The organism is Paenibacillus sepulcri, from assembly GCF_042647105.1.
Classification (GTDB): domain Bacteria; phylum Bacillota; class Bacilli; order Paenibacillales; family Paenibacillaceae; genus Paenibacillus_Z; species Paenibacillus_Z sepulcri.
On record NZ_JBHRUP010000001.1, the window covers coordinates 2,137,325 to 2,163,804 of the forward strand.

General features: G+C 51.1%; 23 protein-coding genes. 7 read left to right on the top strand and 16 right to left on the bottom strand.

The window, feature by feature from the left end; genetic code table 11:
- Positions 1-121: 121 nt before the first annotated feature.
- Together ACFOLF_RS09395 and ACFOLF_RS09400 are read left to right on the top strand one after the other, a co-directional pair.
- Positions 122-1,972, top strand: a complete 1,851-nt coding sequence (locus ACFOLF_RS09395) for an LTA synthase family protein (RefSeq protein ID WP_210038567.1) — start codon at positions 122-124, stop codon at positions 1,970-1,972.
- A 156-nt stretch (positions 1,973-2,128) separates the two neighbouring features.
- Positions 2,129-2,755, top strand: a complete 627-nt coding sequence (locus tag ACFOLF_RS09400) for a C40 family peptidase (RefSeq protein WP_210038483.1) — start codon at positions 2,129-2,131, stop codon at positions 2,753-2,755.
- 34 nt (positions 2,756-2,789) lie between these two features.
- Here the strand turns inward: ACFOLF_RS09400 and ACFOLF_RS09405 are convergent, their stop codons facing one another.
- Positions 2,790-3,527: a DUF1906 domain-containing protein gene (locus ACFOLF_RS09405; protein ID WP_210038482.1), complete on the bottom strand. Its 738-nt coding sequence runs from the start codon at positions 3,525-3,527 to the stop codon at positions 2,790-2,792.
- A gap of 372 nt (positions 3,528-3,899) precedes the next feature.
- Here ACFOLF_RS09405 and ACFOLF_RS09410 point away from each other — a divergent pair, with 372 nt between their 5' ends.
- Positions 3,900-5,333: a SpoVR family protein gene (locus tag ACFOLF_RS09410; RefSeq protein WP_210038481.1), complete on the top strand. Its 1,434-nt coding sequence runs from the start codon at positions 3,900-3,902 to the stop codon at positions 5,331-5,333.
- A gap of 168 nt (positions 5,334-5,501) precedes the next feature.
- Positions 5,502-5,843 (top strand): hypothetical protein, encoded by a 342-nt coding sequence (locus ACFOLF_RS09415; RefSeq protein ID WP_210038480.1) that lies wholly within the window; start codon positions 5,502-5,504, stop codon positions 5,841-5,843.
- Positions 5,844-6,033: 190 nt separating this feature from the next.
- Here the strand turns inward: ACFOLF_RS09415 and ACFOLF_RS09420 are convergent, their stop codons facing one another.
- From ACFOLF_RS09420 to ACFOLF_RS09440, 5 genes are all read right to left on the bottom strand, one after another.
- Positions 6,034-6,903 carry a transglutaminase family protein gene (locus ACFOLF_RS09420; protein WP_210038479.1) on the bottom strand — a complete coding sequence of 290 codons (870 nt, stop codon included), beginning with the start codon at positions 6,901-6,903 and terminating at the stop codon, positions 6,034-6,036.
- Positions 6,900-7,904, bottom strand: coding sequence for an alpha-E domain-containing protein (locus ACFOLF_RS09425; RefSeq protein ID WP_210038478.1), 1,005 nt, complete (start codon positions 7,902-7,904; stop codon positions 6,900-6,902). The genes ACFOLF_RS09420 and ACFOLF_RS09425 overlap by 4 nt, the downstream gene beginning before the upstream one ends.
- Before the next feature lie 30 nt (positions 7,905-7,934).
- Positions 7,935-9,392 (bottom strand): circularly permuted type 2 ATP-grasp protein, encoded by a 1,458-nt coding sequence (locus tag ACFOLF_RS09430; protein ID WP_210038477.1) that lies wholly within the window; start codon positions 9,390-9,392, stop codon positions 7,935-7,937.
- Positions 9,393-9,574: 182 nt separating this feature from the next.
- The gene (locus ACFOLF_RS09435; protein WP_210038476.1) at positions 9,575-10,588 is read right to left on the bottom strand and encodes a protoglobin domain-containing protein; all 1,014 of its coding nucleotides are present in this window, start codon (positions 10,586-10,588) and stop codon (positions 9,575-9,577) included.
- 210 nt (positions 10,589-10,798) lie between these two features.
- Positions 10,799-12,694: a PrkA family serine protein kinase gene (locus ACFOLF_RS09440; protein ID WP_210038475.1), complete on the bottom strand. Its 1,896-nt coding sequence runs from the start codon at positions 12,692-12,694 to the stop codon at positions 10,799-10,801.
- Between the two features lie 578 nt (positions 12,695-13,272).
- Between ACFOLF_RS09440 and ACFOLF_RS09445 the strand changes: the two genes are divergently transcribed.
- Entirely contained in the window at positions 13,273-14,037 is a 765-nt protein-coding gene (locus tag ACFOLF_RS09445; RefSeq protein ID WP_210038474.1) for a DUF2161 domain-containing phosphodiesterase, read from the top strand.
- Positions 14,018-14,356 (top strand): Rieske (2Fe-2S) protein, encoded by a 339-nt coding sequence (locus ACFOLF_RS09450; RefSeq protein ID WP_210038473.1) that lies wholly within the window; start codon positions 14,018-14,020, stop codon positions 14,354-14,356. The genes ACFOLF_RS09445 and ACFOLF_RS09450 overlap by 20 nt, the downstream gene beginning before the upstream one ends.
- An 83-nt stretch (positions 14,357-14,439) precedes the next feature.
- Here the strand turns inward: ACFOLF_RS09450 and ACFOLF_RS09455 are convergent, their stop codons facing one another.
- The 3 genes from ACFOLF_RS09455 to trmL all read right to left on the bottom strand — a co-directional run bounded on the left by ACFOLF_RS09455 (position 14,440) and on the right by trmL (position 17,217).
- Complete coding sequence (locus ACFOLF_RS09455) at positions 14,440-15,636, bottom strand: aminotransferase-like domain-containing protein (protein WP_210038472.1); 1,197 nt, start codon at positions 15,634-15,636, stop codon at positions 14,440-14,442.
- Between the two features lie 668 nt (positions 15,637-16,304).
- Positions 16,305-16,556: an AbrB/MazE/SpoVT family DNA-binding domain-containing protein gene (locus ACFOLF_RS09460; RefSeq protein WP_210038471.1), complete on the bottom strand. Its 252-nt coding sequence runs from the start codon at positions 16,554-16,556 to the stop codon at positions 16,305-16,307.
- A 196-nt stretch (positions 16,557-16,752) separates the two neighbouring features.
- Positions 16,753-17,217, bottom strand: coding sequence for a tRNA (uridine(34)/cytosine(34)/5-carboxymethylaminomethyluridine(34)-2'-O)-methyltransferase TrmL (gene trmL / locus ACFOLF_RS09465; RefSeq protein WP_210038470.1), 465 nt, complete (start codon positions 17,215-17,217; stop codon positions 16,753-16,755).
- 135 nt (positions 17,218-17,352) lie between these two features.
- Between trmL and ACFOLF_RS09470 the strand changes: the two genes are divergently transcribed.
- Positions 17,353-18,078, top strand: coding sequence for a response regulator (locus ACFOLF_RS09470; RefSeq protein WP_210038469.1), 726 nt, complete (start codon positions 17,353-17,355; stop codon positions 18,076-18,078).
- A gap of 93 nt (positions 18,079-18,171) precedes the next feature.
- Here the strand turns inward: ACFOLF_RS09470 and serC are convergent, their stop codons facing one another.
- The 7 genes from serC to ACFOLF_RS09505 all read right to left on the bottom strand — a co-directional run bounded on the left by serC (position 18,172) and on the right by ACFOLF_RS09505 (position 26,448).
- Complete coding sequence (gene serC / locus ACFOLF_RS09475; RefSeq protein WP_210038468.1) at positions 18,172-19,260, bottom strand: 3-phosphoserine/phosphohydroxythreonine transaminase; 1,089 nt, start codon at positions 19,258-19,260, stop codon at positions 18,172-18,174.
- Positions 19,261-19,570: 310 nt separating this feature from the next.
- Positions 19,571-20,995: a type I glutamate--ammonia ligase gene (glnA, locus tag ACFOLF_RS09480; protein ID WP_210038467.1), complete on the bottom strand. Its 1,425-nt coding sequence runs from the start codon at positions 20,993-20,995 to the stop codon at positions 19,571-19,573.
- Between the two features lie 359 nt (positions 20,996-21,354).
- Complete coding sequence (gene aroF / locus ACFOLF_RS09485) at positions 21,355-22,416, bottom strand: 3-deoxy-7-phosphoheptulonate synthase (RefSeq protein WP_210038466.1); 1,062 nt, start codon at positions 22,414-22,416, stop codon at positions 21,355-21,357.
- Positions 22,417-22,548: 132 nt separating this feature from the next.
- Complete coding sequence (locus tag ACFOLF_RS09490) at positions 22,549-23,085, bottom strand: DUF2062 domain-containing protein (RefSeq protein ID WP_379113966.1); 537 nt, start codon at positions 23,083-23,085, stop codon at positions 22,549-22,551.
- Positions 23,082-24,032, bottom strand: coding sequence for a 4-hydroxy-3-methylbut-2-enyl diphosphate reductase (locus tag ACFOLF_RS09495; RefSeq protein WP_210038465.1), 951 nt, complete (start codon positions 24,030-24,032; stop codon positions 23,082-23,084). The genes ACFOLF_RS09490 and ACFOLF_RS09495 overlap by 4 nt, the downstream gene beginning before the upstream one ends.
- A gap of 218 nt (positions 24,033-24,250) precedes the next feature.
- Entirely contained in the window at positions 24,251-25,750 is a 1,500-nt protein-coding gene (locus ACFOLF_RS09500) for a sensor histidine kinase (protein ID WP_210038464.1), read from the bottom strand.
- Positions 25,751-25,755: 5 nt separating this feature from the next.
- Positions 25,756-26,448 carry a response regulator transcription factor gene (locus tag ACFOLF_RS09505; protein ID WP_210038463.1) on the bottom strand — a complete coding sequence of 231 codons (693 nt, stop codon included), beginning with the start codon at positions 26,446-26,448 and terminating at the stop codon, positions 25,756-25,758.
- Between the last annotated feature and the right edge of the window lie 32 nt (positions 26,449-26,480).

Consider the following 26,480-nt stretch of genomic DNA (forward strand, 5'->3'; position numbering starts at 1 on the left):
CATAATTGAATCTATTGATAGTTTGTAAATTTGGTTATTTGGTCGTAGTTTTACACATCCCGTTAACTCTACAAATCTGCCCGCACCGGCACTGAAAGGAAGGTAGCTCACAGTGTCTTTCATGCACCCTGCGCGTTTGCTGCGCATGAGACCATTTTTCTTCTTCACTCTATTATTGCTAGTTAAAAGCGCCCTCGCCTATTTCGTCATATTTGACGGCGGCCTTTCCTGGACCATGCTCGTAACGGAAATCCCTTTCTTCTGGCTTTTGTTCTGTCTGATTGAACTATTCGCCACCAAACGCAAACTCGGCCTTTATCTGGCCGCTAATTTATTCGTCACCGGCATCATCTTTGCGGTCATCATGTATTACAAATATTACGGCGTTATCGTAACCTATCACGCGCTGGAGCAAGTGAACCAGGTAACGGCAGTCAAAAACAGCGTATTCTCCTTGCTTGATCCCTATTATCTATTGATATTTCTGGATGTCATTGTGCTGGGCTTTGTAATCTTCCGCAAGCAGACGGGTCTGCACTGGAAGAGAATCAGCATGAGGAAAGCCAACCGGAAAGTGGTAACCGCTCTGCTCGTCTTTTCTCTCGTGCTCTGCTTCTTCAGTATTTATCCCAACCGCGCAAGCATGAATGAGATCGTAAAAGCGGAAGACATGGGGATTCTGAATTACGAGCTCTATACCCTGTTTAAGAACAACAACGAAGATCTGATCCATCCGGACGAAATCTCGCAGGGTACCATTAATACACTCAAGAATATCAGCGAGCCTGCCCAGCCTGAATATTGGAATGCCGCCGCCGGCAAGAACCTGATCGTCCTGCAGCTGGAGGCTTTTCAAAACTTCCTGATCGGGCTTAAGATTGACGGCCAGGAAATAACGCCGAATATGAACAAGCTCGCCAAGGAAAATTTTTACTTCTCCCACTTTTTCCAGCAGGTTGGTCAAGGCAATACCTCGGATGCCGAATTCGTTGTCAATACCTCATTTTATATTCCGCCGCAGGGCGCCGCTACGCAGGTATATGCCGGAAAGGTGCTGCCGAGTCTGCCGCGCCTGATGGGCAAGAACGGCTACAAAACAGCGACCTTCCATACCAATGTGGTGGAATTCTGGAACCGCAGCGGCCTGTACAAGGCGCTTGGCTTTGACAAATATTATGATCAGGAATTTTTCGGAACGGATGATACGGTCTTTTTCGGTCCCGCTGATGAGGTATTGTACAGAAAAACCGCCGAAGAGCTTGACCGGATGGATCGCGAAGGCGAACCGCCTTTCTATTCTCAGGTGATTTCCATGACAGCTCATCACCCGTTCACCATTCCCGAGCGTAAATATAAAATGAAACTGCCTGAACGTTATGAGGGAACATTCGTCGGGGATTATATCCGCGCACAAAACTATGCCGATTTTGCCATCGGGTTGTTTATTGACGATCTCAAGAAACGGGGAATCTGGGATAACAGCATGCTCGTCGTATATGGCGACCATCTTGGACTGCCGATCTATTCCCTGCACCGCGACGATAAGGATCTGATGAAAGAGATTTACGGTCATGAATACGGTTATGCGGACATGATGAACATACCGCTTATCATCGCATCCCCTGGAATTACAACGCCTCAGGAATTCAAGCAAACCGGAGCTCAGGTCGATGTTCTTCCTACCGTCACCAATCTGCTTGGCGTGTCGCTCGAGGATCATATTCATTTTGGACAGGATCTGCTCAATCAGACCTCCAACCTGCTGCCGCAGCGTTACTATCTGCCATCAGGCTCCCTGATCACGGACAACGCGATGTTCCTGCCGGGCACCGGCTTCGAGGACGGCTCCAATTATCCGCTGCCGGGACTTGGTCAGCAGGATTCTGCAGCCACCTCCGATCAGTTTGACCGGGCGCTGGAGCTGCTCCTGCTCTCGGACAGTTATGTCAGTCAGCTTCCCAATCTGGAATAATGCACTTATTCGTCGTCCTCCATTAACAGACGCCGGCCTCTGGTCGGCGTCTGTTTTTTTGCCCGGGAATAATGAATCATGAATTTACCAATATTAAAAAAGAATTTCCCAATACCGGTTGAATGGGATGGGATCCTTACATGACGGAGGTTCGGCATGAACACAATCAACGGCTTTCACTATTCCCTCAGGAAAGTGAGAAAGGCCGTCCTATTAGCTGCAGCCGCCAGCCTTACAGCGGGTACGGCGGCATTATTCTGCCCGGAACCGGGGCAATTGGCCCGGGCTGCGGGAATTTATGGCCCAACAGGCAATGAGCAGGCCAATAATCATCTGCACGACGGGGCGAGGTCCACAGATAGAAAAGACAAGATCGCAGCAGCCAGGGCAACCTATCGGTCGTCCGCCTCTATCAAGCAGGCGCTGGTGAAGGATGCCTTTAATTATCTGGAAACCCCCTATGTATGGGGCGGAACCAGGCCTTCTGTCGGTTTTGACTGCTCGGGATTTGTATACTTTATGCTGAACAAATTCGGCATTTCGCAGCAGCGAACAACCGCCTCAGAGCTGTACAGACAGGGCTGGGCGGTAAACAGATCCATGCTCCGCCAGGGAGACCTCGTTTTCTTCCGGAGCCTGACCACGGGGGCCATCAACCATGTCGGCTTCTATTTGGGCGGCGATTCCTTTATCTCCGCAACCAGCTCACGCGGCATATATGTACAGCGGCTTGGAAGTTCTTACTGGGCTCCCCGTTATGCAGGCGCACGAAGGCTATATTAAGAGGGCAGTCCCGCTGACTGCCCTGTCTTTTCCCCTATTCCGTCGGCATTCCTGCCGACTTGCGGATTTCATTAGCCAGACGTTGAAACTCCGCTTTATCTGTTTTGGTCTTTGCGACAAACCATCCCGCCGACAAGAAACTGATAATTTTCTCTGCATCCGCCTTTGTCATCCCGGGTTCTTCCTCCTTTCTGGTCGACCACCAGCCCTCATTGCCAAACGAATCGTTCAGATCCAGCAATACTCCTGCAACGGTAACGCCATTCCGGTATTGATAAAGATTGGCATGCGCGCTCTGCTCGCCCCGGCTCCATGCGTACGTCTGCCAGAAATGCTCGCAAGCCCCGCGCCTGGCCATCTCCTCCACAACGGCATAAGAGCCGTATACTCCGGACTTATAGCCGGTTATTTGAGCGTCCGCAGCGCGGAGATACTCCTCGATCGACCGGTATGCAGCGGGCTGCGCATCATAATCGACAGCAAAGTAAATCGCGCTTCCCTGCGGTTGGCCAATTAGTTTGGCCTGCCTCAGCGCTGCCGCACCGTCTGTTCTACCCGCAGCCTCGCCGCTGGCAGCCCTGCTCGCCGTCGTCTCGAATACAGATACAATTTGCATGCCTGCTCCGGTGATGGCTTCCGCCTCCGCCCGGGTCAGCCGTTTCCATGCCAAATTCTCCGGCACCAGATATCTGGCCGCAAACATCATCCCCGCATTCGCCAGCGCTTTAGCCTGCGCCGCTGTAAGCGGGATCGCACAATCAAATCCCTTCATCCTCGACTATTCACCTCCTGTGCACATTCGCTTAGAGGCACCGTCAAATTAACGGCCTGTATTATTAAATGATGCCAGCTTGGCATACGACCCCGCCAAGTGCTGATTTTAGCCATTTTCCAATCTTGAAGCAGCAGAAAGCGCCAAAAAAAACCTAAAACAGCTGTATAGAGCGCTATTTTTAACGCTAGTTCTTTGTAGAACAGCCTGCCCATGACAAGTGAGCTGCATTTCAGAGTGAAATGCGGCTCACCGCCCCTTTTCCCGCATAACAACGCACGCTCCCCCATATATATAGTTATGAACCGATCTTTAATCTTTCTATTTTTATCCTCAATTTCAAAAAAATTGCTTGGCATGGGGGAGTGACATTTGCGGCAGGATGAGATAAAAGCGCTGGAGCGGGCCATTGAAGAAATAACCGAAATCGCTCAAGGGTTCGGTCTTGACTTCTATCCGATGCGGTACGAGATTTGCCCGGCTGACATTATATACACCTTCGGTGCGTATGGAATGCCAACCCGCTTCAATCACTGGAGCTTTGGCAAGACGTTCCACCGGATGAAGACCCAGTATGACTTTGGCTTAAGTAAAATATATGAATTGGTCATCAATTCCAATCCTTGTTACGCTTTCCTGCTGGACGGCAATTCGCTTATCCAGAATAAGCTGATTGTAGCCCATGTGCTGGCCCACTGCGATTTCTTCAAAAACAATTCGCGCTTTGGCGGCTCCAACCGCAATATGGTGGAGAGCATGTCCGCTACGGCCGACCGCGTCAGCCAGTACGAGATGGAATACGGCACGCCGGCGGTGGAGAAATTTATTGATGCGGTTCTGGCGATCCAGGAGCATATCGACCCAACGCTGATCAAGCCCTATCAGCTTGACAAAACCCGCTATATCGAGCTGCTCAACAAGGAGAAACCGAATACCTATACGCCCCAATACGGCTACGAGGATTTATGGTCGCTCGATGACAAGCCCGCCGATGCGGACTCCCAGCAGGAGCCGGAGACCAAGCGGTTCCCGCCCAAACCGGAGAAGGACCTCCTTTGGTTCATTGAGGAATACTCCCCTGGCCTAAAGGATTGGCAGCGCGATATTATGTCGATGCTGCGCGACGAGATGCTTTATTTCTGGCCGCAAATCGAAACCAAGATCATGAATGAAGGCTGGGCCTCCTACTGGCATCAGCGCATTATCCGCGAGCTTGACCTGACGAGCGACGAGACAATCGAATTTGCCCAGCTCAATTCCTCTGTGGTCCAGCCTTCCCGGAACAGCCTGAATCCTTATTATCTGGGACTGAAAATTTTCGAGGATATCGAGCGGAGAGGGGATGCCCCGACGAAGGAAGAACAGGAACGCTATGGCCGCAAACCCGGTACAGGACGGGAAAAAATGTTCGAGGTGCGGGAGAATGATTCCGATATATCCTTCCTCCGCAACTATTTGACCAAAAAGCTGGTCGAGGATCTCGATCTATATGTATTCGAGAAGAAAGGCGCAGAATGGAAGATTACCGATAAAACATGGGAAACCATCCGCGAGCAGCTCGTCTATTCCCGGGTTAACGGAGGCTTTCCCAGCATTATTGTCTCGGATGGAAATTTCAATCGGAACGGCGAGTTGTATCTGAATCATCAGTATGAAGGCGTGGAGCTGGATCTGAAATACGTGGAACGCACCCTGCCGCATGTCGTCCAGCTGTGGGGCAAATCCGTCCATTTGGAGACTGTTGTAGAGGATAAGCCAATTGTGTTCAGCTGCGACGGGAAGAAAACAAGCCGAAAGTTTCTTTGAATCCATTGAATGCCCATGAGGCAGGCCCAATTTGAAGGATTTGAACACATTTCACAACAAAAGTGTTTCAATACGGTAAAGCTGAGGTTATGGTATACCTAAATAGGGGAGCCACAGCCCGAATGTTTCAAGAGGGAGGTTCTCCCCGGAACGATGAGGTGAATGACCATGATGATTGTGCTTATTGTCGTTGGTGTCGCGCTGATTTTGTTCCTGGCTGCTTTCTTTCTCAGATCCAACCGGTGGAAAACGATTCAATCGGCGTCAGGCGATTCCGCAAATGAACTTCAGGAGAAGCATGCTTACCTGAATAATGAAGGCTTCCGCGTCAGAATTCGCACCGACGACGGGCAGTCGAATCCGGGCATCCCCAGCGTCAACGCAGGAGAGGGCGGATACAGAAGAGGCCTCACCAAGCTCCAGGTGCATGAGGAAGACCTGAAAAAAGCTGCCGATGCGCTGGATCGATTTGAGCGTGATCGTGTCCTGAGACAAACGCCGATCATGTAAAGCCTGCCGACGCAATGATTCATAAAGTCAATAAAGCCGCGAACATCGAGGGTTCGCGGCTTTATTGTATCCAGGCAAAGCATAAGGATGACCCGTGCTATATGGAAACATTAAATAAGAGCAGGTATCGCTTCGCATCGCGACTACCTGCTCTTATACTGACAACCAGGGCAAGGCTGCACAGGCGGCGTTATTCATCGATTTTCACCACATCCACCGTAACCTTCAGCTCCGCCTGGCTGGAGCCGCGGTAAACCCCTTTGACAGGGACAATGTCCTTGTAATCTCTGCCATGGCCCATCTTCACATAGCGCTCGCCCACCAGCGATTCATTGGTCGGATCAAAGCCGCACCAGCCAAGACCCGGCGCATACGCCTCTACCCATGCATGCGAAGCCTGCTCGAAGTCAGCGCTCCCTCCCTGCAAATCCGATACAAAATGGTAGCCGCTCACATATCTTGCAGGTACTCCTCTTGCACGGCAGGCGGCAATCATCAAGTGGGCAAAATCCTGGCAAACGCCGCGGCGCTTATGAATCATATCGCTTGCGATCGTATTCACATCCGTGGCATACGGATCGTAGACGAATTCCGTCTGGATGCGCCTGGAGATGCCGGAAAGCCAGCCGTGCACGCCTTGCTCTTCTTCAGAGCCCGTTTCTGCAAAAGCAATGACCTCGGGAGTCACTCCCGTATAGTCTGTCGGCAGCAGGTACTCGGAAAACCGGTTTTGCGCCTCATCACTTGCCAGCCACTCCCATGTCAGTCTTCGGGGCATGCCCTCCTCCTCGGGACCTGGGATGAAGGCTTCTTTGGTTACCACCGTCATCTGAGTGCGGATCCTGAGCTTGCGGTGCGGTTCATTGACCGAGAATGCATGCACCCGGTTGCCGAAGAAATCATCATAGCTGAATAATGAAGCGCCTGGCTCGATAGAGATGGAATGCTGATAACAGGACTGCTGTTCATTGGTAAAGGGAGTAAGCCGCAGTTCATTGACACTGTCCGTGACCGGGCTTTTGTAATAATAATCGGTCGTGTGCGAGATGCGTAGCTTCATGCGCTGGCCTCCTCGACTCGAAAAAAGGTATGCGCGAAGGTTACGCCGAGCTGCTGGGACGACTGCAGCAGATGCCCCGTAGCGCGCCCTTCCTTCTCCAGCGCCAGATCCTCCCGCTCCAGGCATGCAAGCTCGGCCTTCACCTTGCCCACCTGACGGATAATCCGGTCATGCGCTACGCGCATTTTACTCTCCTGAAGCTCAATGCCGCGCAGATGATGATCAAGCTCATGGAGAGCAAAATGCACGGATCGCGGAAACACGGTGCTCAGCACGAGGAATTCCACAATCGCTTCCTGCGAGAGACCATCGGCATAATATCTGCGGAATGCCTGATACCCGCTTACCGAACGAAGCACCGCCTGCAGGAATGGGTACACATCGTAAGTCTCATCGCCGGGAGACGAGGTGCCATAGCCATTCGCTCCCACCGATTGCAGAATGCGCAGCGTATTCTCGGCACGTTCGAGATAGCGGCCGCATTCCATAAAATGCCACTCATTCTCGCGCGGCATTACGGACTGACAAATTCCATTGAACAGTGAGGTCCATTCCTTGATTCGCCCGAAGAACTGATGCGGCGATTCCCGGCCCAGATCGCTCTGCTGTTTGTCTCTCAGCCACAGATAGAAGCCGTTGGTTGCATCCCACAGCTCGCTTGGAAGCTTCTCTCTGAGGGTGCGGACGTTGGCTCTGGCGTGGTTGACGCAGGTCACGAGGGAATTGGGATTATCACGGTCAAGCGTCACATAATGCACGACATCGTGCTCGCTGTAAGTTGTACCATACTGCTGCTCATAAGCCGCACGGCTGCCCAGGACATCGACTATGCGACCCCACTTGCACAGCCTTTGCTCCTTGTCATCCTCATCCGCATCCGGGAAAGACTGCGTCTCTTCCGAAAGAAGGTGGTAGTGGACATCGATCAGCCTCGCATGATTCTCCGCCCGCTCCATATAACGTCCGATCCAAAACAGGGCCTCCGCATTGCGACTCATCATAAGTGCATCCCTCCGTTTACAAATTTACGGCTAACGACTCAACACCCATGTATCCTTGACGCCCCCGCCCTGCGAAGAGTTCACGACCAATGACCCCTCCGTCAGTGCGACTCTGGTCAAACCACCCGGTATCACGTGGGTTTCCTTCCCCATAAGAACGAATGCGCGCAAATCGATATGACGCGGAGTCATCGCCCCGCCAAGCATAACCGGCGCACGGGACAGCTGCATGGTCGTCTGGGCGATATAACGCCCGGGATCCCGCCGGATCGCATCGGCAAAAGCGGCTATCTCCTTCTGGGAGGCAGCCGGACCAATCAGCATGCCGTAACCTCCCGACAGGGAAGTCTCCTTCACAACAAGCTGATCCAGATTGGCTAAGGCATACTCGCGGTCCTCCTTGCGTGCCAGAATGAAGGTGGGCACATTATTCAGAAACGGCTCTTCTCCCAAATAATAACGAATCATATCCGGAACATAGGCATATACTGCTTTATCGTCTGCCACACCGGTCCCCGGAGCGTTGGCTATGGCCACATTGCCGGCACGGTAAGCATTCATCAGCCCAGGGACGCCAAGCAGCGAATCAGGCTGAAAAGCAAGCGGATCGAGATACTCGTCATCCAGACGCCGATAAATAACGTCCACCTGCCGCAATCCCCGAAGGTCGCGCAGATAGATTTTGTGATCCTTGTAAACAAGGTCGCGCCCCTCTACAAGATGGATCCCCATTTGTTGAGCCAGAAAGGTATGTTCAAAATAAGCCGAATTATAGGCACCCGGCGTCAGCAGCACAATAAGCGGATTGGCTTTGCCAGAAGGAGCAAGACTGCGCAGGGAGCTCAGGAACACATTCAAGCTGCGCTCAATGTCAGCCACTTTGCTCGACAGATATAGATCGGGAAACAGCTCGCTCATCAGACTTCTGCCCTTGTACAGGTATGAGAAGCCGGAAGGCGTGCGCAAATTGTCTTCCAGTACAAAATAACGGCCGTTCTCGTCCCGGATCAGGTCGATCCCCGAAGCGGTCATATATACGTTATGCGGAACTTCAAGCCCGGCCATCTCCGGGCGGAAATACGTGTTTCCAATAATCATCTGCCTCGGAATTACCCCGTCACGGACAATCTGCTGCTCATGGTAGATATCACGAAGAAAGCTGTTCAGCGCTTTAACCCGCTGCTTCATCCCCTTCTCGATTGTGTCCCATTCATGCTTTGGAATAATACGCGGAATGTAATCAAAAGGAATGGTCCGCTCGAGCGGCTCCGACTGGTTCGGAGAGTAGAGCGTGAACGTAATTCCTTCTTCCAGCATTCTCTGCTGCAGCTTGGCATGTCTGGCAGCGAGCTCAGAGGGCTTCATGCGCGTAAACGCCCGGTGTGCGCCATCATAATGGGGACGGACCAATCCATCGCTCTCGAACATTTCATCGTAAAAGGACTGAGAATCATAAGGATCGAACTGCGATTGAATCGCCATTGACATACTTACCGCCTCCAAAGACCATAAGTGTTACTTTCATGTAAGTATTAGGCCGCAAAACCCTCAAAACCAGAGGGTTTGCGCTGGTTATCGCTATCTAAATCATACCTAAAGCTTCATTATATGTCAACTTATATAACATAAAAACAAGGCCTTTATGATCAGGCCTTGTTTCCTTGTTGAGACTATTCTGTTGGCTGCGCTTTCAGGCTTTTCAGATCCTCCACGACCTTCTCAATGGTCTGAATGAACGTGGAAAGTTCTTCCGAGCTTTCAGCCTGCGCTTTGGCCTGCAGCGTCGTTTGCTCGGATTCCTGGCGGACATAAACCATTTTGCGTCCGATTTCCTCGAGCCGGTCCTGGATGCTTTCCATCGCTTCACGGGATGAGCCCGCCAGCTTGCGAACTTCGTTTGCCACGACTTCAAAGCCTCTTCCCTGCTCACCGGCACGCGCCGCTTCAATTGCGGCGTTCAAGCCCAGCAGATGGGTTTGATCGGCAATCCCGCGGATCAATGTACCCACCTCGCCGATATTGTTCATATCCTGCTGCAGATCGCTGAGCAGCTCATTGGCATGATTTTGCGATCCCGCTGTGGAAACTGCCGATTGCGCGATGGATTGCGCGCTTTGGTCAAGCTCGACAATCATGCCGGCCAGCTCCTGAACGGCCTCTGCAACCGACTTCAGCACATGCTCCTGTTTATTGGCCAACAAAACGATTTGCTCTCTTTCCTGCTGCTCATAAGCTTCAAGCACAAGCTGGGAATCGAAATTGAAAACTTTGGACAAAGAATGAATAACGCTCTGCCATTGATCGGGCAGCACCCGGCGGAAAACCTGCGTCGCCATATCCAGATAGATCATATAGGCTCCCAGATACCAGTGCGTTGTCAATCCGATACGGGAATGGACTGCTCCGATCCTGATCCGGTTCTCCACGAATGGCTCATCGATCCGTCCATCGGCAAGCGACATCCAATAAACACGCATCGTTTCCTTCAAGCGGTCAATGGTGCTGAATCGGGCAATAATCGCCGTCAGCTCCGATTCCTGTGTAATCCGGTCATAGAACCGGTCAACGACTTCCGTAACAACCTTGGCGAAAATTTCACGATGCCCGGCAAGCAGTGCCAGGTCTTCTTCCTTAATCCCCGTGTAATCGAGCTGCCGGGCTCTTTGGTCCGATAATGTAATCATTTCTCAGCCTTCTTTCCTTATGTTGAGCCATTTATGAATCGATCCCCTCCTCTTATTATCGGATGGTACCTGCCTTGCGCTTAACCTTTTTCGTCTGGCCGGAGAAGCGCTGCCTTTCACCATTCTCTGAACCAGTAAGCAGACAAAAACCCGACCGTATAGTCGGGTTCTCTGTTCCTCGCCTTATTTTGGCCGTGCAATTTAAGCAATTTAACGGTTAAGCAGACTTCCCACATAGCGGAGCAGTTCATTGGCGCAGACCGGGCAGTAGCCATGCTCATCAATCAGACGCGTCGTCACCTCATTGATCCGCTTGAGCTGACGCTCATCCGGCGTTTTGGTCGATGTGGTGATCTTGACAACATCCTTCAAATCGGTAAACAGCTTCTTCTCGATCGCCTCGCGCAGACGGTCATGGCTGTTGTATTCGAACTTCTTGCCTTTGCGCGAATAGGAGGAAATCCGGATTAATATCTCCTCGCGGAATGCCTTCTTGGCATTCTCCGAGACCCCGATTTGTTCCTCAATGGAACGCATCAGACGCTCGTCGGGATCCATCTCTTCGCCGGTCAGCGGATCCTTGATCTTGGTCCAATTGCAGTAGGACTCGATATTATCCAGATAGTTCTCAAACAGGGTGTGGGCCGATTCCTCATAGGAATACACAAACGCCTTCTGGATTTCCTTCTTGGCGAGCATATCGTATTCCTTGCGGGCGATGGAGATGAAGTTCAAATACCGCTCCCGTTCCTCCCGCGTGATGGAAGGGTGGTGATCCAGCCCGTCTTTGAGCGCGCGCAGCACATCCAGGGCATTGATGCATTCCAGATCCTGCTTGATAAGCGCGCTGGATATGCGGTTGATGACATACCTGGGATCAATGCCCGTCATGCCCTCTTCCATAAACTCGCTCTGCATCTCCTTGAGATCCGCTTCCTTGTAGCCTTCCACCTCTTCGCCGTCATACATCCGCATTTTCTTCACAAGGTCCATGCCCTGCTTTTTCGTCTCCTTGAGACGGGTAAGTATGGAGAAAATGGCGGCGGCTCTGAGCGCATGCGGCGCAATATGGATATGCTTCATATCGCTCTGGCCAATCAGCTTGCTGTAAATCTTCTCCTCCTCCGACACCTTCAGGTTGTAAGGCACCGGCATAACAATCATCCGCGATTGCAAAGCTTCGTTCTTCTTGTTGCTGATAAACGACCGGTACTCCGTCTCGTTCGTATGCGCGATGATCAGCTCATCAGCGGAGATCAAGGCAAAGCGGCCGGCTTTGAAGTTCCCCTCCTGGGTGAGCGAAAGCAGATTCCACAGAAATTTTTCATCGCATTTGAGCATTTCCTGAAACTCCATGATGCCCCGATTGGCTTTATTCAGCTCCCCGTCGAACCTGTAGGCTCTTGGATCCGACTCGGAGCCAAACTCCGTTATCGTGGAAAAATCAATGCTGCCGGTCAGATCGGCAATATCCTGCGACTTGGGATCAGAAGGGCTGAAAGTTCCGATACCGACCCGATTGTCCTCGGAGATGAGCACACGTTCGACTAGCACATTTTCAATATCGCCTTCAAACTCGGTACGCAATCTCATTGTACAGGATGGGCATAAATTCCCTTCAATCCGAACTCCGAGCTCGCTTTCCGCCTCCGCCCGAAGCTCTTGCGGTATAAGATGAAGCGGGTCCTCATGCATCGGGCAGCCCTTGATCGCGTAGACGGCCCCCCGCTCCGTTCTGGAGAACTGCTCGAGTCCTTTCTTGAGCATGGTTACAATCGTCGACTTGCCCCCGCTGACAGGCCCCATGAGCAGCAGAATCCGTTTGCGAACATCAAGCCGTCTGGCCGCGGAATGAAAATACTCTTCAACCAATTGCTCCACTGACCGGTCCAGCCCGAAGATTTCCTGCTCGAAAAATTTGTATTTCTTGCGGCCGTTCTCCTCCACCACCCCATATGATTCAATCATTTCGTAGACACGAGCATGCGCTGTCATAGCAGGTGCCGGATTCTGCTTCAGCAGCTCAATGTATTCCTTAAACGTTCCGGTCCATGCCAGCTTTTCACTCTCCGCCTTGTACGCCGATATACGTTTCAAAATATCCATGCCGTACCTCCTCTCGTCCATCCCGGGATGCTGCCTGCCATTATTTCGACCACGGGGTGACCATCTATCCGTTGTTCCCACTGACCGGCAATTTGTTGAAGTACTACATTTCTATGCATCTGTACGGGGGAAGTTGCCCTATATTTTAAACGAGATTTCATCATCTTTCGTGTTTCTTTCCCATCAGCTCCATAAAACCCCGCAACGATGTCAGGTTCAAGAAGGCCAAAGATGCCTGCGCCCTATGTTTTTTTCCGGTAAAGACCAGCAGCCGCCTGCGAATATGAAGCCATTTGGCCGGACGTTTAAAATCTGCATCATTCGCATATCAATCCGCTTAATTTGCAAAAGGGTACAAGGAATACGCTATAACTGCAATAATGCAAAATTGACTGTCTTTCATTCGTCAAATCCTGATAAAACCAGACTGATGTGACAAAAAGCAGGTCAATCTCCGGGGGCATTCAGGTCGAATGAAGGCGCTTCCCTAAAAGTTTGAACAATCAAAATAAATGGCTGAGTACCCTGCCCGAATATGTTATAATCGCCAAAGACGCTAAGGGAAAGGAGCGCCACTCATGGCAGTCAAGCATGAAACCGAACTCTACAAGCCAGTCAAAGCCTACTTTGAAGCCATGGGCTTCGAAGTGAAAAGCGAGATCATGCATTGTGACCTTGTCGCCATCCATCCGCTGAGCGGCGAGACCATTCTTGTTGAAATGAAAAAAACCTTTACGCTCCCTCTTCTACTGCAGGGGATTGAACGGCTGCGGCTGAACGGCCAGGTCATGCTTGCGATTGAACGCAACCGCAAGAAAAGCGGCGCTCACAATCAGCGCTTCGGCGATTTGACCGAGCTGTGCCGGATGCTGGGCCTCGGCCTGATGACCGTTACCTTCTTCAAGACGAAAGCGCCGGTGCTCGATGTGCTTTGCGAGCCGGGCGATCCGCCGGTCCGCGGTCAGCGCCCCTTGCGTCAGACGCGTCTGCTTCACGAATTTCGCGAACGAAGCGGTGATTATAACACGGGAGGAAGCACAAGGCGCAAACTTGTTACCGCTTACCGTGAGAAGGCGCTTCGTATTGCCTGGGCTCTCAGCCTGCACGGCCAGCTCCCTCCGCGCAGAGCGGCAGAGCTTACCGGCGTACAGCGGGCCGCCTTTATTATGCAAAAAGATTATTACGGCTGGTTCGAGCGGGTCGAACGCGGGGTATACCGTTTAAAAGAAAGCGGCACTGCCGCTGTCGTGGAATATGCCGATGTGATTAATGCCTGGCTGTCAAGCGGACAGCGGCAGAACCAAATTCAAGGAGGAGAAAGAAATGAGCGATCAATTACCTGAATCCGTCGGATACCGTATCATTGGCCATGTTGACGATTTTACAAGTTTTCCTGCATCCGTTACCATTGACCGTGATCCTTATTTTATTATACAAACGACAGGCCAAGAAGATGCCCCTTCGGAATATAAGCTGGTATCCGCCATCTGTCCTCATGCAGGCGGCGTTGTGCGGCCTTGGGAGAATGAATTGATCTGCCCGCTGCATTACTGGTCGTTTGATTCGACAACCGGACAATCCACCAACGTGCCCGGCGAGCAGCTTGACTGCCGTCCCATCCAGATCCATGAAGGGCAGTTCACGATTGCGGTTTCTTCGTAAAAATCCGGCTGCGCACTTATCTTCTGCATCTCCAGAAAAAGCCCCGATCACCATAGATTGCGGCGATCGGGGCTTTGGTTTTTTTAAAGTCGGGCCGTGAACTCTCCAAGCGCCTCCGCTAAACGCGAAATGCCAAGCGCCATTCGCTCCCCTTCGGTATACGTGAAGTTGAGCCGCGCTGTATGGCGCTGTGGAGCCGCTGCATAGAAGGCTGCCCCTGGTACGAAGGCAACTCCCTTCGTCACCGCAGACCGCAGCAGAGCCTGTGTGTCGAGCGCTTCGGGAAACTCCAGCCACAGGAACATCCCGCCCTGAGGCGTAATCCATTTCACATCCGGCCAATTCTGGCTCTTCAGCAAGTTTTCCATTTGACCCAGACGCGCGCCGTAAGCATCTCCGATCCTCCGGATATGCTCATCCAGCGGAAATTCCCGCAGCAGCTGGTCAAGCGTCTGCTGATCCAGTGTGCTGGAATGCAAATCAGCCGCCTGTTTCGCTTTGGCCAGCATCTGGATAACACGGCGGTCGCCGATGGCCCAGCCGGTGCGAAGCGCGGGAGCGACGGTTTTGGAAAATGTGCTCGTATACAGGACGCCGCCTCCGTCCGCAGCTCCTGCCAGAGAAAACAGCGTTGGAAAATAATCGTTTGCGTTGAATTTAATTTCCCCATATGGGTCATCCTCAAGTATAGGGATACCAAATCGGCTGCACAGCTCCAGCAATCCTTTGCGGCGATCCAGACTCCATACCCGGCCCGTCGGGTTCCCAAAGGTGGGCACGACATAGACCATTCTTGGCTTATGCTCACGCATCAGGCGTTCCGCATCGGCCATGATCATGCCGTCCTTGTCGCTTGGCACCGGAACAATCCGCAGACCGCCCAAATTAAATACCTGCAAACTCGCCAAATAAGTCGGATTTTCGACAAGCACCACGTCGCCCGGCTCCATCAGAACACGGACAATCAAATCGATCGCCTGCTGCGAGCCAGTGGTCATAATCATCTGATCCGGCTCAACCTGCATGCCCTTGGCAGCCATACGGCCGCATAACTGCTCACGCAGCGGCAGATAGCCTTCAGTCAGGCCGTACTGCAAAGAACCCTTGCCCGCTGCAAATACGCGCTGCGCAGCATCGCTGATTGCCTCCAGTGGAAACAATTCCTCGGCGGGCAGACCACCTGCAAAGGAAATGATTTCCTGGCCTTGCGTCAACTTCAAGATATCCCGAACCGCTGAAGATTGCAGCCGCTCCACATGACTTGAGAACCGGTAGTCCACTTTGCTTTCGCCCCCTATGTTAAACCGCTATTTACATTTTACGCGCAATTATGCGGATGGGCAACACCATCGACAGCTGGTGAAAAAAGAATCGGATCCTGTCTTTTGCAGCTTTCTTGCTGTTTATGTCTATTTAAGGTTGTAACAACTTGTTCAAACTTTGCAATTTTCTTTTCCAGCAGGGTTGGGTATAATAGAAGAAGCGTATTGGAGGTGTGCAGGATGACGATAAAGTTCCTGATCGTGATAGTTGTCTTTCTATTGTTCCTGGTCGCCATTGTCACTTCGTCCTACAACGATGATAAGACCGAAGGCTTGTAGCAGCATAAGAACCAACGCAAGCTAATCAAGAGACTTATACAGCATACTTAGCTTTGTCTGAGTTGAGAAACGGCTGACGCCGTCTTTTGACGGCGAAGCAATTTTCTCTGAACTTGTAGAAATTTATCGATATAAGACGTTAAACATTCTATAAGTTTTAAACAAAAAAAGAAGCTTCGGGCGATTGATTATCAACCGCCCGAAGCTTCTTTTTTTTGATCCACATCCAAAAACGCGCATGGCAGCAATTCGCCTATGTCAGGTGCGGTAGACTCGGTTATCGAGCCCCGCCGCAGCATCGGCGCCAACTTCAGTTTTATCTGACGATCATGCTGCCGCTTTGTTCATCAGGAGCGGCGCAGGGCATTCATTTCTGTGATGCATGCGGAGCATAAATAACGCTCTTTAAATTCACGGACATCGTCTATCGAACCGCAAAATACGCAGCGAGGACGGTAGCGCTCTAAAATAATATGGTCACCCTGGACAAGAATTTCCACGGGATCGCCTTCATTCATCTGATATCTTTTGCGCAGCGATTTGGGCAGTACAATTCGGCCCAGTTGATCGACTTTACGCACTACGCCTGCCGGTTTCAACGTCTTCACCTCTTCTTGTCATTAATAATTGCGAGTCCATATATAAACATTACGCATCTATAAGCTTTCGTTAAGAAGGGTCATTTTCCTTCCCTTATCAATATTTTCTTAATATCCTGCAAGTAATGTCGAATCTCATCATTAATTATCCCATATAAAGGTAAATTACCTTGTATTTACATTCACTTTAATTCTGCTATTCCAATCCCGTAAAATCCAGCTGCCGGAATGCCTCATAAATAATAATTGCCGCCGAATTCGACAAATTCAGCGAACGTACCTTGTCCGTCATCGGAATTCTCATACCCGTTTGCGGATAAGCATCCAGAATCGATGAAGGCAGCCCCTTGGTCTCTTTGCCGAAAACAAAAAAATCGCCATCCCGGAACGTATGATCCGAATAACGGGTATGAGTCCGCGTGCTGGCGCAAAAAAAGCGACCTTCCGGAAATAACTCCGTCAGTTCGTCAAATGAATCATGATAATGAACCTTTACCGCATGCCAATAATCCAGCCCTGCTCGCTTCAAGGTCCGGTCATCCGTATTGAAACCCAGCGGACGCACCAGATGCAAATATGTGCCCGTAGCAGCGCATGTTCGGGCAATATTGCCTGTGTTAGCCGGAATCTCCGGCTCGACAAGCACGATGTGAAAAGCCATTATAACTTCCCCTTTCAATTTTACAATTATCTTACGACTTCCAAACATTTAACACAGGGTTTACGTAGCCTTAATCTTATGAGAAATGTTACTTGTCATAATGGAGGCATAACGAGAGTAAAGGAGAACAGGACGATGAAGAAGAAAATTTTAGTCGTTGATGACGAACCTTCCATCTCCAAGTTGATCGAATTTAATTTGAAATTGGCTGGCTATGACGTGCGCTGTGTCCAAGATGGCGAAGCCGTTTTTGACATATTAAAACCATTCCGACCCGATCTGATCGTACTCGATCTGATGCTGCCCAAAATGGACGGCATTCAGGTCTGCCGCGAGCTCCGCAAACAGAACAACGCGGTTCCGATCGTGATGCTGACGGCACTGCAGGATGTGACCGACAAGATCACGGGCCTTGACAATGGCGCAGACGATTACATGACCAAGCCTTTCTCGCCGCAAGAGCTGCTATCCCGTATACAAGCCGTTTTCCGCCGTACCCTGGTCCTGCCGGGCGCTAGCGAGAACGTTGTACATGAGATCGGCCAGCTGACTGTATTCACAGAGCAGCGTGAGGTTCAAAAGGATGGCAAAAGCATTGATTTAACACCCAAGGAGTTTGAGCTGCTGCTGTTTCTTTGCCGCCATCGCGGAAAAGTGCTCAGCCGCCAGCAGCTTCTCTATGGCGTATGGGATTATCATTTTCTCGGTGACACGCGGATCGTTGACGTTCATGTCAGCCATCTTCGCGACAAAATCGAGAAAAATGCGCGGACGCCTGAGTACATTATGACAGTACGCAATGTAGGCTACAAGCTGACCGGCCCAAGCGCTATGGAAAACCTTCACCAAACAGCAGATTAATCCTTGCATAACAATAGACCGCCCCATCTTCGACATCGTACGAAGAATCGGGCGGTCTATTTTATTTATGCCATCAGGCTTATGCCCTATTCCTTAGCCGTTACGCTTCTGGAAGTCGCTCATAAACTCGGCCAGTGCTCTGCAGCTCTCTACCGGCACGGCATTATAGGTGGATGCCCGAAGGCCGCCCACGCTGCGATGGCCCTTCAGACCTACGAAACCATGATGTTCCGATTCCTGTACGAAGCGCTTCTCCAGTTCTTCGGTATGGATCCGGAATGTGATATTCATATCCGAGCGGCTGGACGGGTCTGCGAATCCCCGGTAAAATCCGCCGCTTTGGTCGATTCTATCATAAATCAGTTTGGTTTTGTCGCGGTTGATCTGTTCGATGGCCGCAACGCCGCCTTTGCCCTTCACCCATTTGAGCATAAGCCCGGCCAGATAGACCGAGAAGGATGGCGGTGTATTATAAAGGGAATTATTTTTCACATGGGTATCATAACGCAGCATGGTCGGAACACTCTTGGGACTTGCAGCGACCAGATCCTCCCGGGCGATTACAATGGTTACCCCGGATGGACCCAAATTCTTCTGCGCCCCTGCATAAATCATTCCAAACTGGCTCACATTCACCGGACGGCTCATAATATCGCTGGACATATCTCCAATCAGCGTCAGATCGCCGGTCTCTGGAAAAGCTTTATACTGCGTCCCCTCTATCGTTTCGTTGGAGGTAACATGCAGATAAGCCGCATTAGCCGGAATCTGGATGGTGGACAAATCCGGAATCCGGTTAAACTTGTCCGTTTCCGAGGAGGCAGCCACCGCTGTCTCTCCAAATAGCTGCGCTTCCTTGATCGCCTTCTCCGCCCAGCTTCCTGTCATCACATAAGCCCCAACCTTGCCTGCCGGAAGCAAATTCATCGGTACCATGGCAAATTGCGTGCTTGCTCCGCCTTGCAGAAGCAATACTTTATAGGAGTCCGGTATCCCTAATAATTCGCGAAGCAGGGATTGCGCCTCATTATGAACCTCTTCATAGATCGCGCTGCGATGCGACATTTCCATAATCGACATGCCTGAATCTGCAAAATTGATAAATTCCTCTTGCCCCTGCTGCAATACTTCCAGCGGCAGCGCAGCCGGTCCTGCATTGAAATTATATGCGCGTTTGGTCACCCTTACCCACTCCAGTCTTCTTTTCACATATGGCTAACTATAACAAGTTTGAGGATTGGCATCAAGTAAAATAGTCACAAGAAGAACCGGCTAACGCCACCCATTTGCGGCGCAGCCTCCTTCATAAATATAAGCAACATACACTGGATGCTTAGGCTTCCTTCTATGTTGAAAAAAATGACTCTCCTCTTGGGAGGAACGCATATTCATCCCTCTGTTTCCCCTTAATTCGGGAACAAGTCAGACATAAAAACGAACCCTCCACGTCGGAAGGGTTCGTGATCGAAATAAGTGCGTAATGATTAGCTGATTAGCAGTCGAAATACAGGCTGTACTCGTGAGGATGAACACGGATGGATACAGCTTTGGCTTCCTGGCGCTTGAATGCTACGTAGTTCTCAACGAAGTCTTTGGAGAACACGCCGCCTTCTGTCAGGAATTCGGAATCGGCTTCCAAAGCGTCAAGCGCTTCGTCAAGCGTTCCCGGTACCGAACGGATTTCTTTCTTCTCTTCATCAGACAGCTCATAGATGTTTTTGTCGAAAGGACCATAACCGAGAGCGACTGGATCGATTTTGCGTTTGATGCCGTCAAGTCCTGCAAGCAGCATAGCTGCGAAGCAGAGGTATGGGTTAGCCGTGGAATCCGGTGTACGGAATTCAATACGACAGCCTTTAGGCGTTACAGCTGCAACCGGAATACGGATCGCTGCGGAACGGTTACCTTTGGAGAATACCAGATTGACCGGAGCTTCGTATCCAGGAACGAGTCGTTTGAACGAGTTCGTCGATGGGTTGGACAATGCGATCAGCGCTGGAGCATGGTGCAGAATTCCGCCGATGTAGTGCATGGCCATCGGGCTCAGGTTTGCATAAGCACCTTTCTCATAGAACAACGGTGAATCGCCGTTGAAGATGGATTGGTGAACGTGCATCCCGCTTCCGTTATCGCCAAACAGCGGTTTCGGCATAAATGTAGCTACTTTGCCGCTCATGCGGGCTACGTTGTGCACGATGTATTTGTACTTCATCAGGTTGTCTGCAGTTTTGGTCAGCGTGTCGAAGCGGAAGTTGATTTCTGCTTGGCCTGCTGTGGCAACTTCATGGTGATGACGCTCGACGCGAAGGCCGGTTTCCTGCATCAAACGAACCATTTCGCTGCGGATATCCTGCTGTGAATCAACCGGAGCAACCGGAACATAACCGCCTTTAACGCCAACTTTGAACGCCAGGTTGCCGCCTTCTTCCTTGCGGTTGGTGTTCCATGCCGCTTCTTCGGAGTCCACGAAGTATGAAGAAGAATTCATGGAGCTTTCGTAGCGAACATCGTCGAAAATGAAGAATTCGGATTCCGGTGCGAAGAATGCCGCCGTACCTACTCCGGATTTTTTCAGAAACTCTTCCGCTTTGTGCGCAATGCTGCGCGGATCGCGGTCATAACGTTCGCCGTCAGGCGTATGAATATTACACATGATGTTCAGCGTCGGATGCTCCGTAAAGGGGTCCACATAGGCAGTTTCCGTGTCAGGCATCATCACCATATCGGATTCTTCAATACCGCGGAAGCCCGGGATCGAAGAACCGTCGAATGCGACGCCATTCTCGAAAGTTTCCTCTTCTACTTCTGTCGAAGGAAGCGTAATGTGATGAGCGCGACCAGATAAATCGACAAAACGGAAATCGACAAACTGAATCTCGTTTTCTTTAATAGTGTTTAATACATTTTGTGCTGACATTTGAAAATTTCCTCCATTTCCGAACGTTTGCTTAGTATTGAACCTTGAATGTTCAATTTTTCACCGAAACCATGAGGTAATTATAGAATTAAGCCTAGCACCCGTCAATACTTATGTCAGATATTTTTAACGCATTTGTCAGGTATCTTCACACATTTGTTGGAATGTTTTCAATAAGACGATTGACACATAAGAATAAACGGAAAATGCTGTCATTTGTCAGCGGATTCAGGTTCATCATATATGAAAAACAAGCCAATCCTAACCTGCTTTTTTCATTTCAAAAAAGCTGCAGATGCCTTGCTTGGCAAGGTTCTGCAGCTTCCATTACTTTCCTTGACATGCCAGCTTAGTCTAGCTTAGATCTTCCAGCTGGCGAAGTAGTCGGCAGGCTCTTTGGGAGTGTCAAATTTCTTTCCGACTAGATTCCCAAGCTGCTCCAGCTCCTTCAGGAGGTTGGCGAATTGATCCGGGAACAGCGATTGAACGCCGTCGCCTGTCATCGAGTTGTCAGGATCGGTATGCATCTCAATAATCAGGCCGTTAGCGCCAGCTGCAACCGATGCCTTGGCCATCGGTTCGACCAGCTCACGCCGCCCTGTGCCGTGGCTCGGATCAGATATGACCGGCAGATGGCTGAGCTGCTGCAGCACGGGGATGGCTGCCAGATCAAGCGTATTGCGCGTGTAGGATTCGAACGTGCGGATTCCCCGTTCGCAAAGCATAACGTTCGGATTTCCGCCTGCCAGGATGTATTCGGCGGCATTAAGCAATTCGTCGTAGGTAGCGCTGAATCCCCGCTTGAGCAGAACAGGCGTCTTGATCGTTCCGAGCTTGCGCAAAAGATCGAAATTTTGCATATTGCGTGTTCCTATTTGTAAAATATCCGCATATTCTGCACAGACATCCACATATTCCGGTGTCATAACTTCGGTGATTGTCAGCAGACCATGCTTCTTGCCTGCTTCCGCCATCATTACAAGCCCCTCAACGCCGACACCCTGGAAGCTGTAAGGCCCGGTACGCGGCTTGAATGCGCCCCCGCGAAGGATCTGTCCGCCTGCCGCTTTTACCAAACGGGCGATTTCATCAATCTGCTCCGGCGATTCAACCGCGCAGGGACCGCCCATAATGGCCAGATGCTCGCCACCGATCTTAACGCCCTTGATTTCAATAATGGTATCGTCCGGATGAAAATCCCGACTTGCCAATTTATAGGATTTTGAAATCTTAATTACATTCTCTACACCCTTCATTTGGCGCAAATGCTCCGCCAGCGCAGGCTCGGCTTTTCCGATAATTCCGATCACAGTACGATCCACTCCTCTGGATACATGTGCCTGCACGCCTGTCTTCTCGATATGCTCGACGATTTCACTAATCCGCTCTTCTGTAACATGGCTGTTTGTAATGACGATCATAAGATACCCCTTTTCCCGCTTCAACGCGTGTTCGCTTTTATGCTTTTAAGCTTTTAAGCTTTTATGCTTTTAATCGCTAAAGTAAATATACATGAATGTGCCGGCCCCGTCAAGAGGCCGGCGCATGCAAAATCAAATTTCCGAAATCGGCTTGGACTCCAATTGCACCCGTTTCAATTTGCGCTTCTCACGACGCTTGTTGGCGAAGAATTGCAAAGCAAGTCTTACGGGAAAGTAGAAAATGGCTCCAAGGATGATGCCGTCAATAACACCGCCGACGATAAGCTTCAAATTCGTGAGCAAAGCATGATTTATCCATTGGGGCAGAAAATCAATATTGATGCTTATATGCCTCGGCAACACCCATCCACCGACCAAGGTATTGATGAAGGCCACCGGAATAAATATAATCTTCCCGACAACAAAGCCGATCAACGCGCCTGCGAAGCTTGCCCTCAGCCAGTATATCAATGGAAAAATAAGAAAGAAGGCAAGTCCGTAGGTAGGCAATGTAAACATTTCAACAGCCATTCCGATTGAAAATCCCAAAGCTACGAAAGAAGGGCCGCCTGGAGCCCTCAACAGCTGCGTATACTTAAGCTTCAGCCAACGTTTGATCGAGCGCGGTTTTCGCGATGCAATCATGGGGGTAGCGCTCTTTTTAATCATACAGAAGTCTTCGTTCTAAGCCTTGGCAATAATTTATCGATATTAACGGTTCGCCGCGCTTCCCATGTTTTGTCGTCTGATTCGTCGTACTGCTCCAGGTAAGCAATAACTTCCTTCGTGATTGGCGTAGGCGTGGAAGCGCCTGAGGTCACAGCCACTCTTGTCTTGCCTTTGAGCCATGTTGTATCGATCTCCGTTACGTCAGATACCCGATATGCCTTCACCCCGGCGATTTCCTCCGACACCTGCGCCAATCGGTTGGAGTTGTTGCTTCGCGGATCGCCAACCACGATACAAAGTTCAGCCTGGCCCGCCTGTTCCGCCACGGCTTCCTGTCTGACCTGTGTGGCGAGGCAAATTTCATTATGAATTTCCGCCGTCGGGAATTTGGCAATCAGCTTGCTTATAATATCTTTAATATCCCATTGCGACATCGTTGTCTGGTTCGTTATGATAATGCGCCCGGTCTGCAGGTTCAGAAGATCGATCTCTTCCTCTCTCTCGATCAAATGAACATGATCCGGTGCAATTCCGATGGCGCCTTCCGGTTCCGGATGAGCCTTCTTGCCGATATAGATGATCTCATACCCTTCGGCGACTTTCTCGCGGATCAGGACATGGGTTTTGGTCACATCCGGGCATGTCGCATCAACGACCGTAAGCCCTCTGTCACGCGCGCGTTCCCGAACCTCCGGAGAAACGCCGTGAGCGGTGAAAATGACCGTTCCACTCTCGATTTGCTCGAGAATCTCCATGCGGTTCTCGCCATCGAGCGTGATGACGCCTTCCCGCTCGAATGCGTCGGTCACATGACTGTTGTGCACAATCATGCCCAAAATATATATGGGGCGCGGCAGTTCCAGGTTTTGAGCGGTCTTGAGCGCCAGCACCATGGCATCGACTACGCCATAGCAATATCCCCTTGGTGAAATTTTGACAATTTCCATACCGTACACCTGCCTTCTTTCCTCAAGCTCAAAAAAGAAACATCTCCCGCTCAAGAAGAATCGGCTCTCGCCATTCTCTGGCGGCATACCAAGTTTCTTCACTTAGACCTTACCGACATTTATAGGTGTGTTAACTTATACATGCTGTTAAGGGTAAGAAGAACCGGCTGCCGCAGACGGCGCAGCAAGCACTTCCTTCAAAAGACGGTTTCGCTCTATTATACCTGATTCGGCTTGTCGAGGAAAGCAATTGGCAGCCATACAATAAAGGTCGTTCCTTCGCCTTCGCGGGTCGATACCTCAACGGATCCGCTGTGTTCATCGATAATCCACTTGGCGATTGACAATCCAAGCCCCGTTCCGGTTGTTTCACCCCGGGATTCATCCGCGCGATAGAAGCGTTCGAAGATGTGGGGGATCGCCTTGCTGTCCATGCCAATGCCGGTATCTCTGATGACAACCCCTGCCTGATTGGAGGCCCGAACCGCGCTGATTTCGACATAACCGGCCGGTGTGTATTTGAACGCATTTTCGACAAAAATAAAAAACAGCTGGCGAAGAAAGTCGGCATGTCCCGCTACTTCCACCCCATCAAGAGGCATTAAATTGCCGATCCGCCACTCTGCCGTGCGCGGCAGCAGCTGGGCCCGGCGGGCAACATCCTCTACGAGCGGAAGCAGCGGCTGAATCGTTTTCTCCATCTCATAGCCTGCATCCGCACGGGCGAGCGCCAGCAAGTCGTTCACAAGGCTGGACATGCGCTTGGCTTCACCGGCAATATCCTGCATCGCCTCCCGGCTCAGCGCAATGCGCTGCGCGTCGCTCTGCAGGCGGTCCAGCGCCGCTTCTGCCTCAACAGGGCTATCCGCTGCCTGCGCGGCTTCCAGTGCCGGAAGCCACATCCGCTCCAGCAGCTCGATATTGCCGCGGATGGTCGTGAGCGGGGTGCGCAGCTCATGAGAGGCGTCCGAAACAAAGCGGCGCTGCGCTTTATAGGCATCATCAAGCACGTTGTAGGTGGTCTCCAGCCGGCCCAACATATTGTTTAAGGTGTCCGTCAGCCGGCCCATCTCATCATTAGGCGCTTCCCGCGGAATCCGGACGCTGAGATCGGAGCTGTGCTGGATTTTGTTGCTGGCCTGGATGACATTCTCAATCGGCCTCAAAGCCTGACGGGCAAGGAACAGCCCCACCGTAAAGGCGATCAGCAGGGCAACGATAGAGGAGAAGACCAGAATCGTCCGCAGATTGCTGAGAAGCGCCTCTTCACGCCCGGAGTAGGCCGCTACCTGAAGCAGGCCAACCAGCGTGTTGCCGGTGCTGTATAACGGCTGCTGGTACACCAGGAACGGATTCCCCGAAACGTCGATATCATCGTAGTAGCCTACCATTCCCTGCATCTCTTCGCTCCTGGGGAAAGGCAGTTTCATGGAAATCGTTGATAAATTCGCAGATTGTGCCGCTATCTGATCACCGTTGGTGTAATTGATCAGCTGAATATACAATTGATTATCGATCAATGCGCCACCATTGACACCTAAATCCATTCCATTGAAATTAATGTTCTTTACAAGCTTGGCCGTCTGATTATTGATCCGGCCTCTCATATCGCTGTAGGCGTTATAATTGACAAAGAAGTAAATCGCCACTCCGAATGCAATCAGTGTTGCTGCGAGCACAACGGAATACCAAAGGGTCAGTTTCAACCGAATCGTCATTTCGGTCAGCCTCCTTCTCCTCTGAGCACATAACCCGTTCCCCGAACAGTCTGAATAAGCCGTTTGTCGGTCTTATCCTCGGTTTTCTGTCTGAGCATTGCGATGTACACTTCAAGTACGTTGGATTCCCCGCTGTAATCGTATCCCCATATTTTATCCATAATTGCATCGCGTGTAAGCACGCGGCGCGGATTTTGCATAAACAGCAGCAGCAGATCAAATTCCTTGGCGGTCAAATCGATTCTCCGGCCGGAACGGATGGCTTCGCGCGAATCCAGATCCAGCGTCAAATCCTCATACTGCAGACGGGTTGAGGAATCCTCAAGCTTGTCGGATTTGCGCCGCAGCAGCGCCCGGACCCGGGCCAGCAGCTCCTCAAGCGCGAAGGGCTTGACCAGATAATCGTCCGCTCCCGTATCCAGTCCCTTCACCCGGTCCTGAATATCGTCCTTGGCCGTCAGCATCAGGATAGGCACGCTGCTTCCGCCTTCACGCACCCGGCGGCATACCTCCCAGCCGTCGATCTGCGGCATCATCACATCGAGAATCAGCAAATTAGGGTCGCTGGTCAGCATTAATTTGAGACCCTCCAGGCCATTATTCGCCGTCACTACTTCGTAGCCCTCGAAGGCGAGGCTTCTGCGGAGCAGGGATGTAATCTTCTCATCGTCATCTACAACCAATATATGCGGTCTCATCTTATTTCCCCCGTCACTTGATAATCGCTTTG

Excerpts from the sequence above, each read along its gene's own strand:
- ACFOLF_RS09395 (WP_210038567.1), top strand. The coding sequence starts at position 122 with ATGCACCCTGCGCGTTTGCTGCGCATGAGACCATTTTTCTTCTTCACT.
- ACFOLF_RS09400 (WP_210038483.1), top strand. The coding sequence starts at position 2,129 with ATGAACACAATCAACGGCTTTCACTATTCCCTCAGGAAAGTGAGAAAG.
- ACFOLF_RS09405 (WP_210038482.1), bottom strand. The coding sequence starts at position 3,527 with ATGAAGGGATTTGATTGTGCGATCCCGCTTACAGCGGCGCAGGCTAAA.
- ACFOLF_RS09415 (WP_210038480.1), top strand. The coding sequence starts at position 5,502 with ATGATGATTGTGCTTATTGTCGTTGGTGTCGCGCTGATTTTGTTCCTG.
- ACFOLF_RS09420 (WP_210038479.1), bottom strand. The coding sequence starts at position 6,903 with ATGAAGCTACGCATCTCGCACACGACCGATTATTATTACAAAAGCCCG.
- ACFOLF_RS09425 (WP_210038478.1), bottom strand. The coding sequence starts at position 7,904 with ATGATGAGTCGCAATGCGGAGGCCCTGTTTTGGATCGGACGTTATATG.
- ACFOLF_RS09430 (WP_210038477.1), bottom strand. The coding sequence starts at position 9,392 with ATGTCAATGGCGATTCAATCGCAGTTCGATCCTTATGATTCTCAGTCC.
- ACFOLF_RS09435 (WP_210038476.1), bottom strand. The coding sequence starts at position 10,588 with ATGATTACATTATCGGACCAAAGAGCCCGGCAGCTCGATTACACGGGG.
- ACFOLF_RS09440 (WP_210038475.1), bottom strand. The coding sequence starts at position 12,694 with ATGGATATTTTGAAACGTATATCGGCGTACAAGGCGGAGAGTGAAAAG.
- ACFOLF_RS09445 (WP_210038474.1), top strand. The coding sequence starts at position 13,273 with ATGGCAGTCAAGCATGAAACCGAACTCTACAAGCCAGTCAAAGCCTAC.
- ACFOLF_RS09450 (WP_210038473.1), top strand. The coding sequence starts at position 14,018 with ATGAGCGATCAATTACCTGAATCCGTCGGATACCGTATCATTGGCCAT.
- trmL (WP_210038470.1), bottom strand. The coding sequence starts at position 17,217 with ATGGCTTTTCACATCGTGCTTGTCGAGCCGGAGATTCCGGCTAACACA.
- ACFOLF_RS09470 (WP_210038469.1), top strand. The coding sequence starts at position 17,353 with ATGAAGAAGAAAATTTTAGTCGTTGATGACGAACCTTCCATCTCCAAG.
- glnA (WP_210038467.1), bottom strand. The coding sequence starts at position 20,995 with ATGTCAGCACAAAATGTATTAAACACTATTAAAGAAAACGAGATTCAG.
- aroF (WP_210038466.1), bottom strand. The coding sequence starts at position 22,416 with ATGATCGTCATTACAAACAGCCATGTTACAGAAGAGCGGATTAGTGAA.
- ACFOLF_RS09490 (WP_379113966.1), bottom strand. The coding sequence starts at position 23,085 with ATGATTAAAAAGAGCGCTACCCCCATGATTGCATCGCGAAAACCGCGC.
- ACFOLF_RS09495 (WP_210038465.1), bottom strand. The coding sequence starts at position 24,032 with ATGGAAATTGTCAAAATTTCACCAAGGGGATATTGCTATGGCGTAGTC.
- ACFOLF_RS09500 (WP_210038464.1), bottom strand. The coding sequence starts at position 25,750 with ATGACGATTCGGTTGAAACTGACCCTTTGGTATTCCGTTGTGCTCGCA.
- ACFOLF_RS09505 (WP_210038463.1), bottom strand. The coding sequence starts at position 26,448 with ATGAGACCGCATATATTGGTTGTAGATGACGATGAGAAGATTACATCC.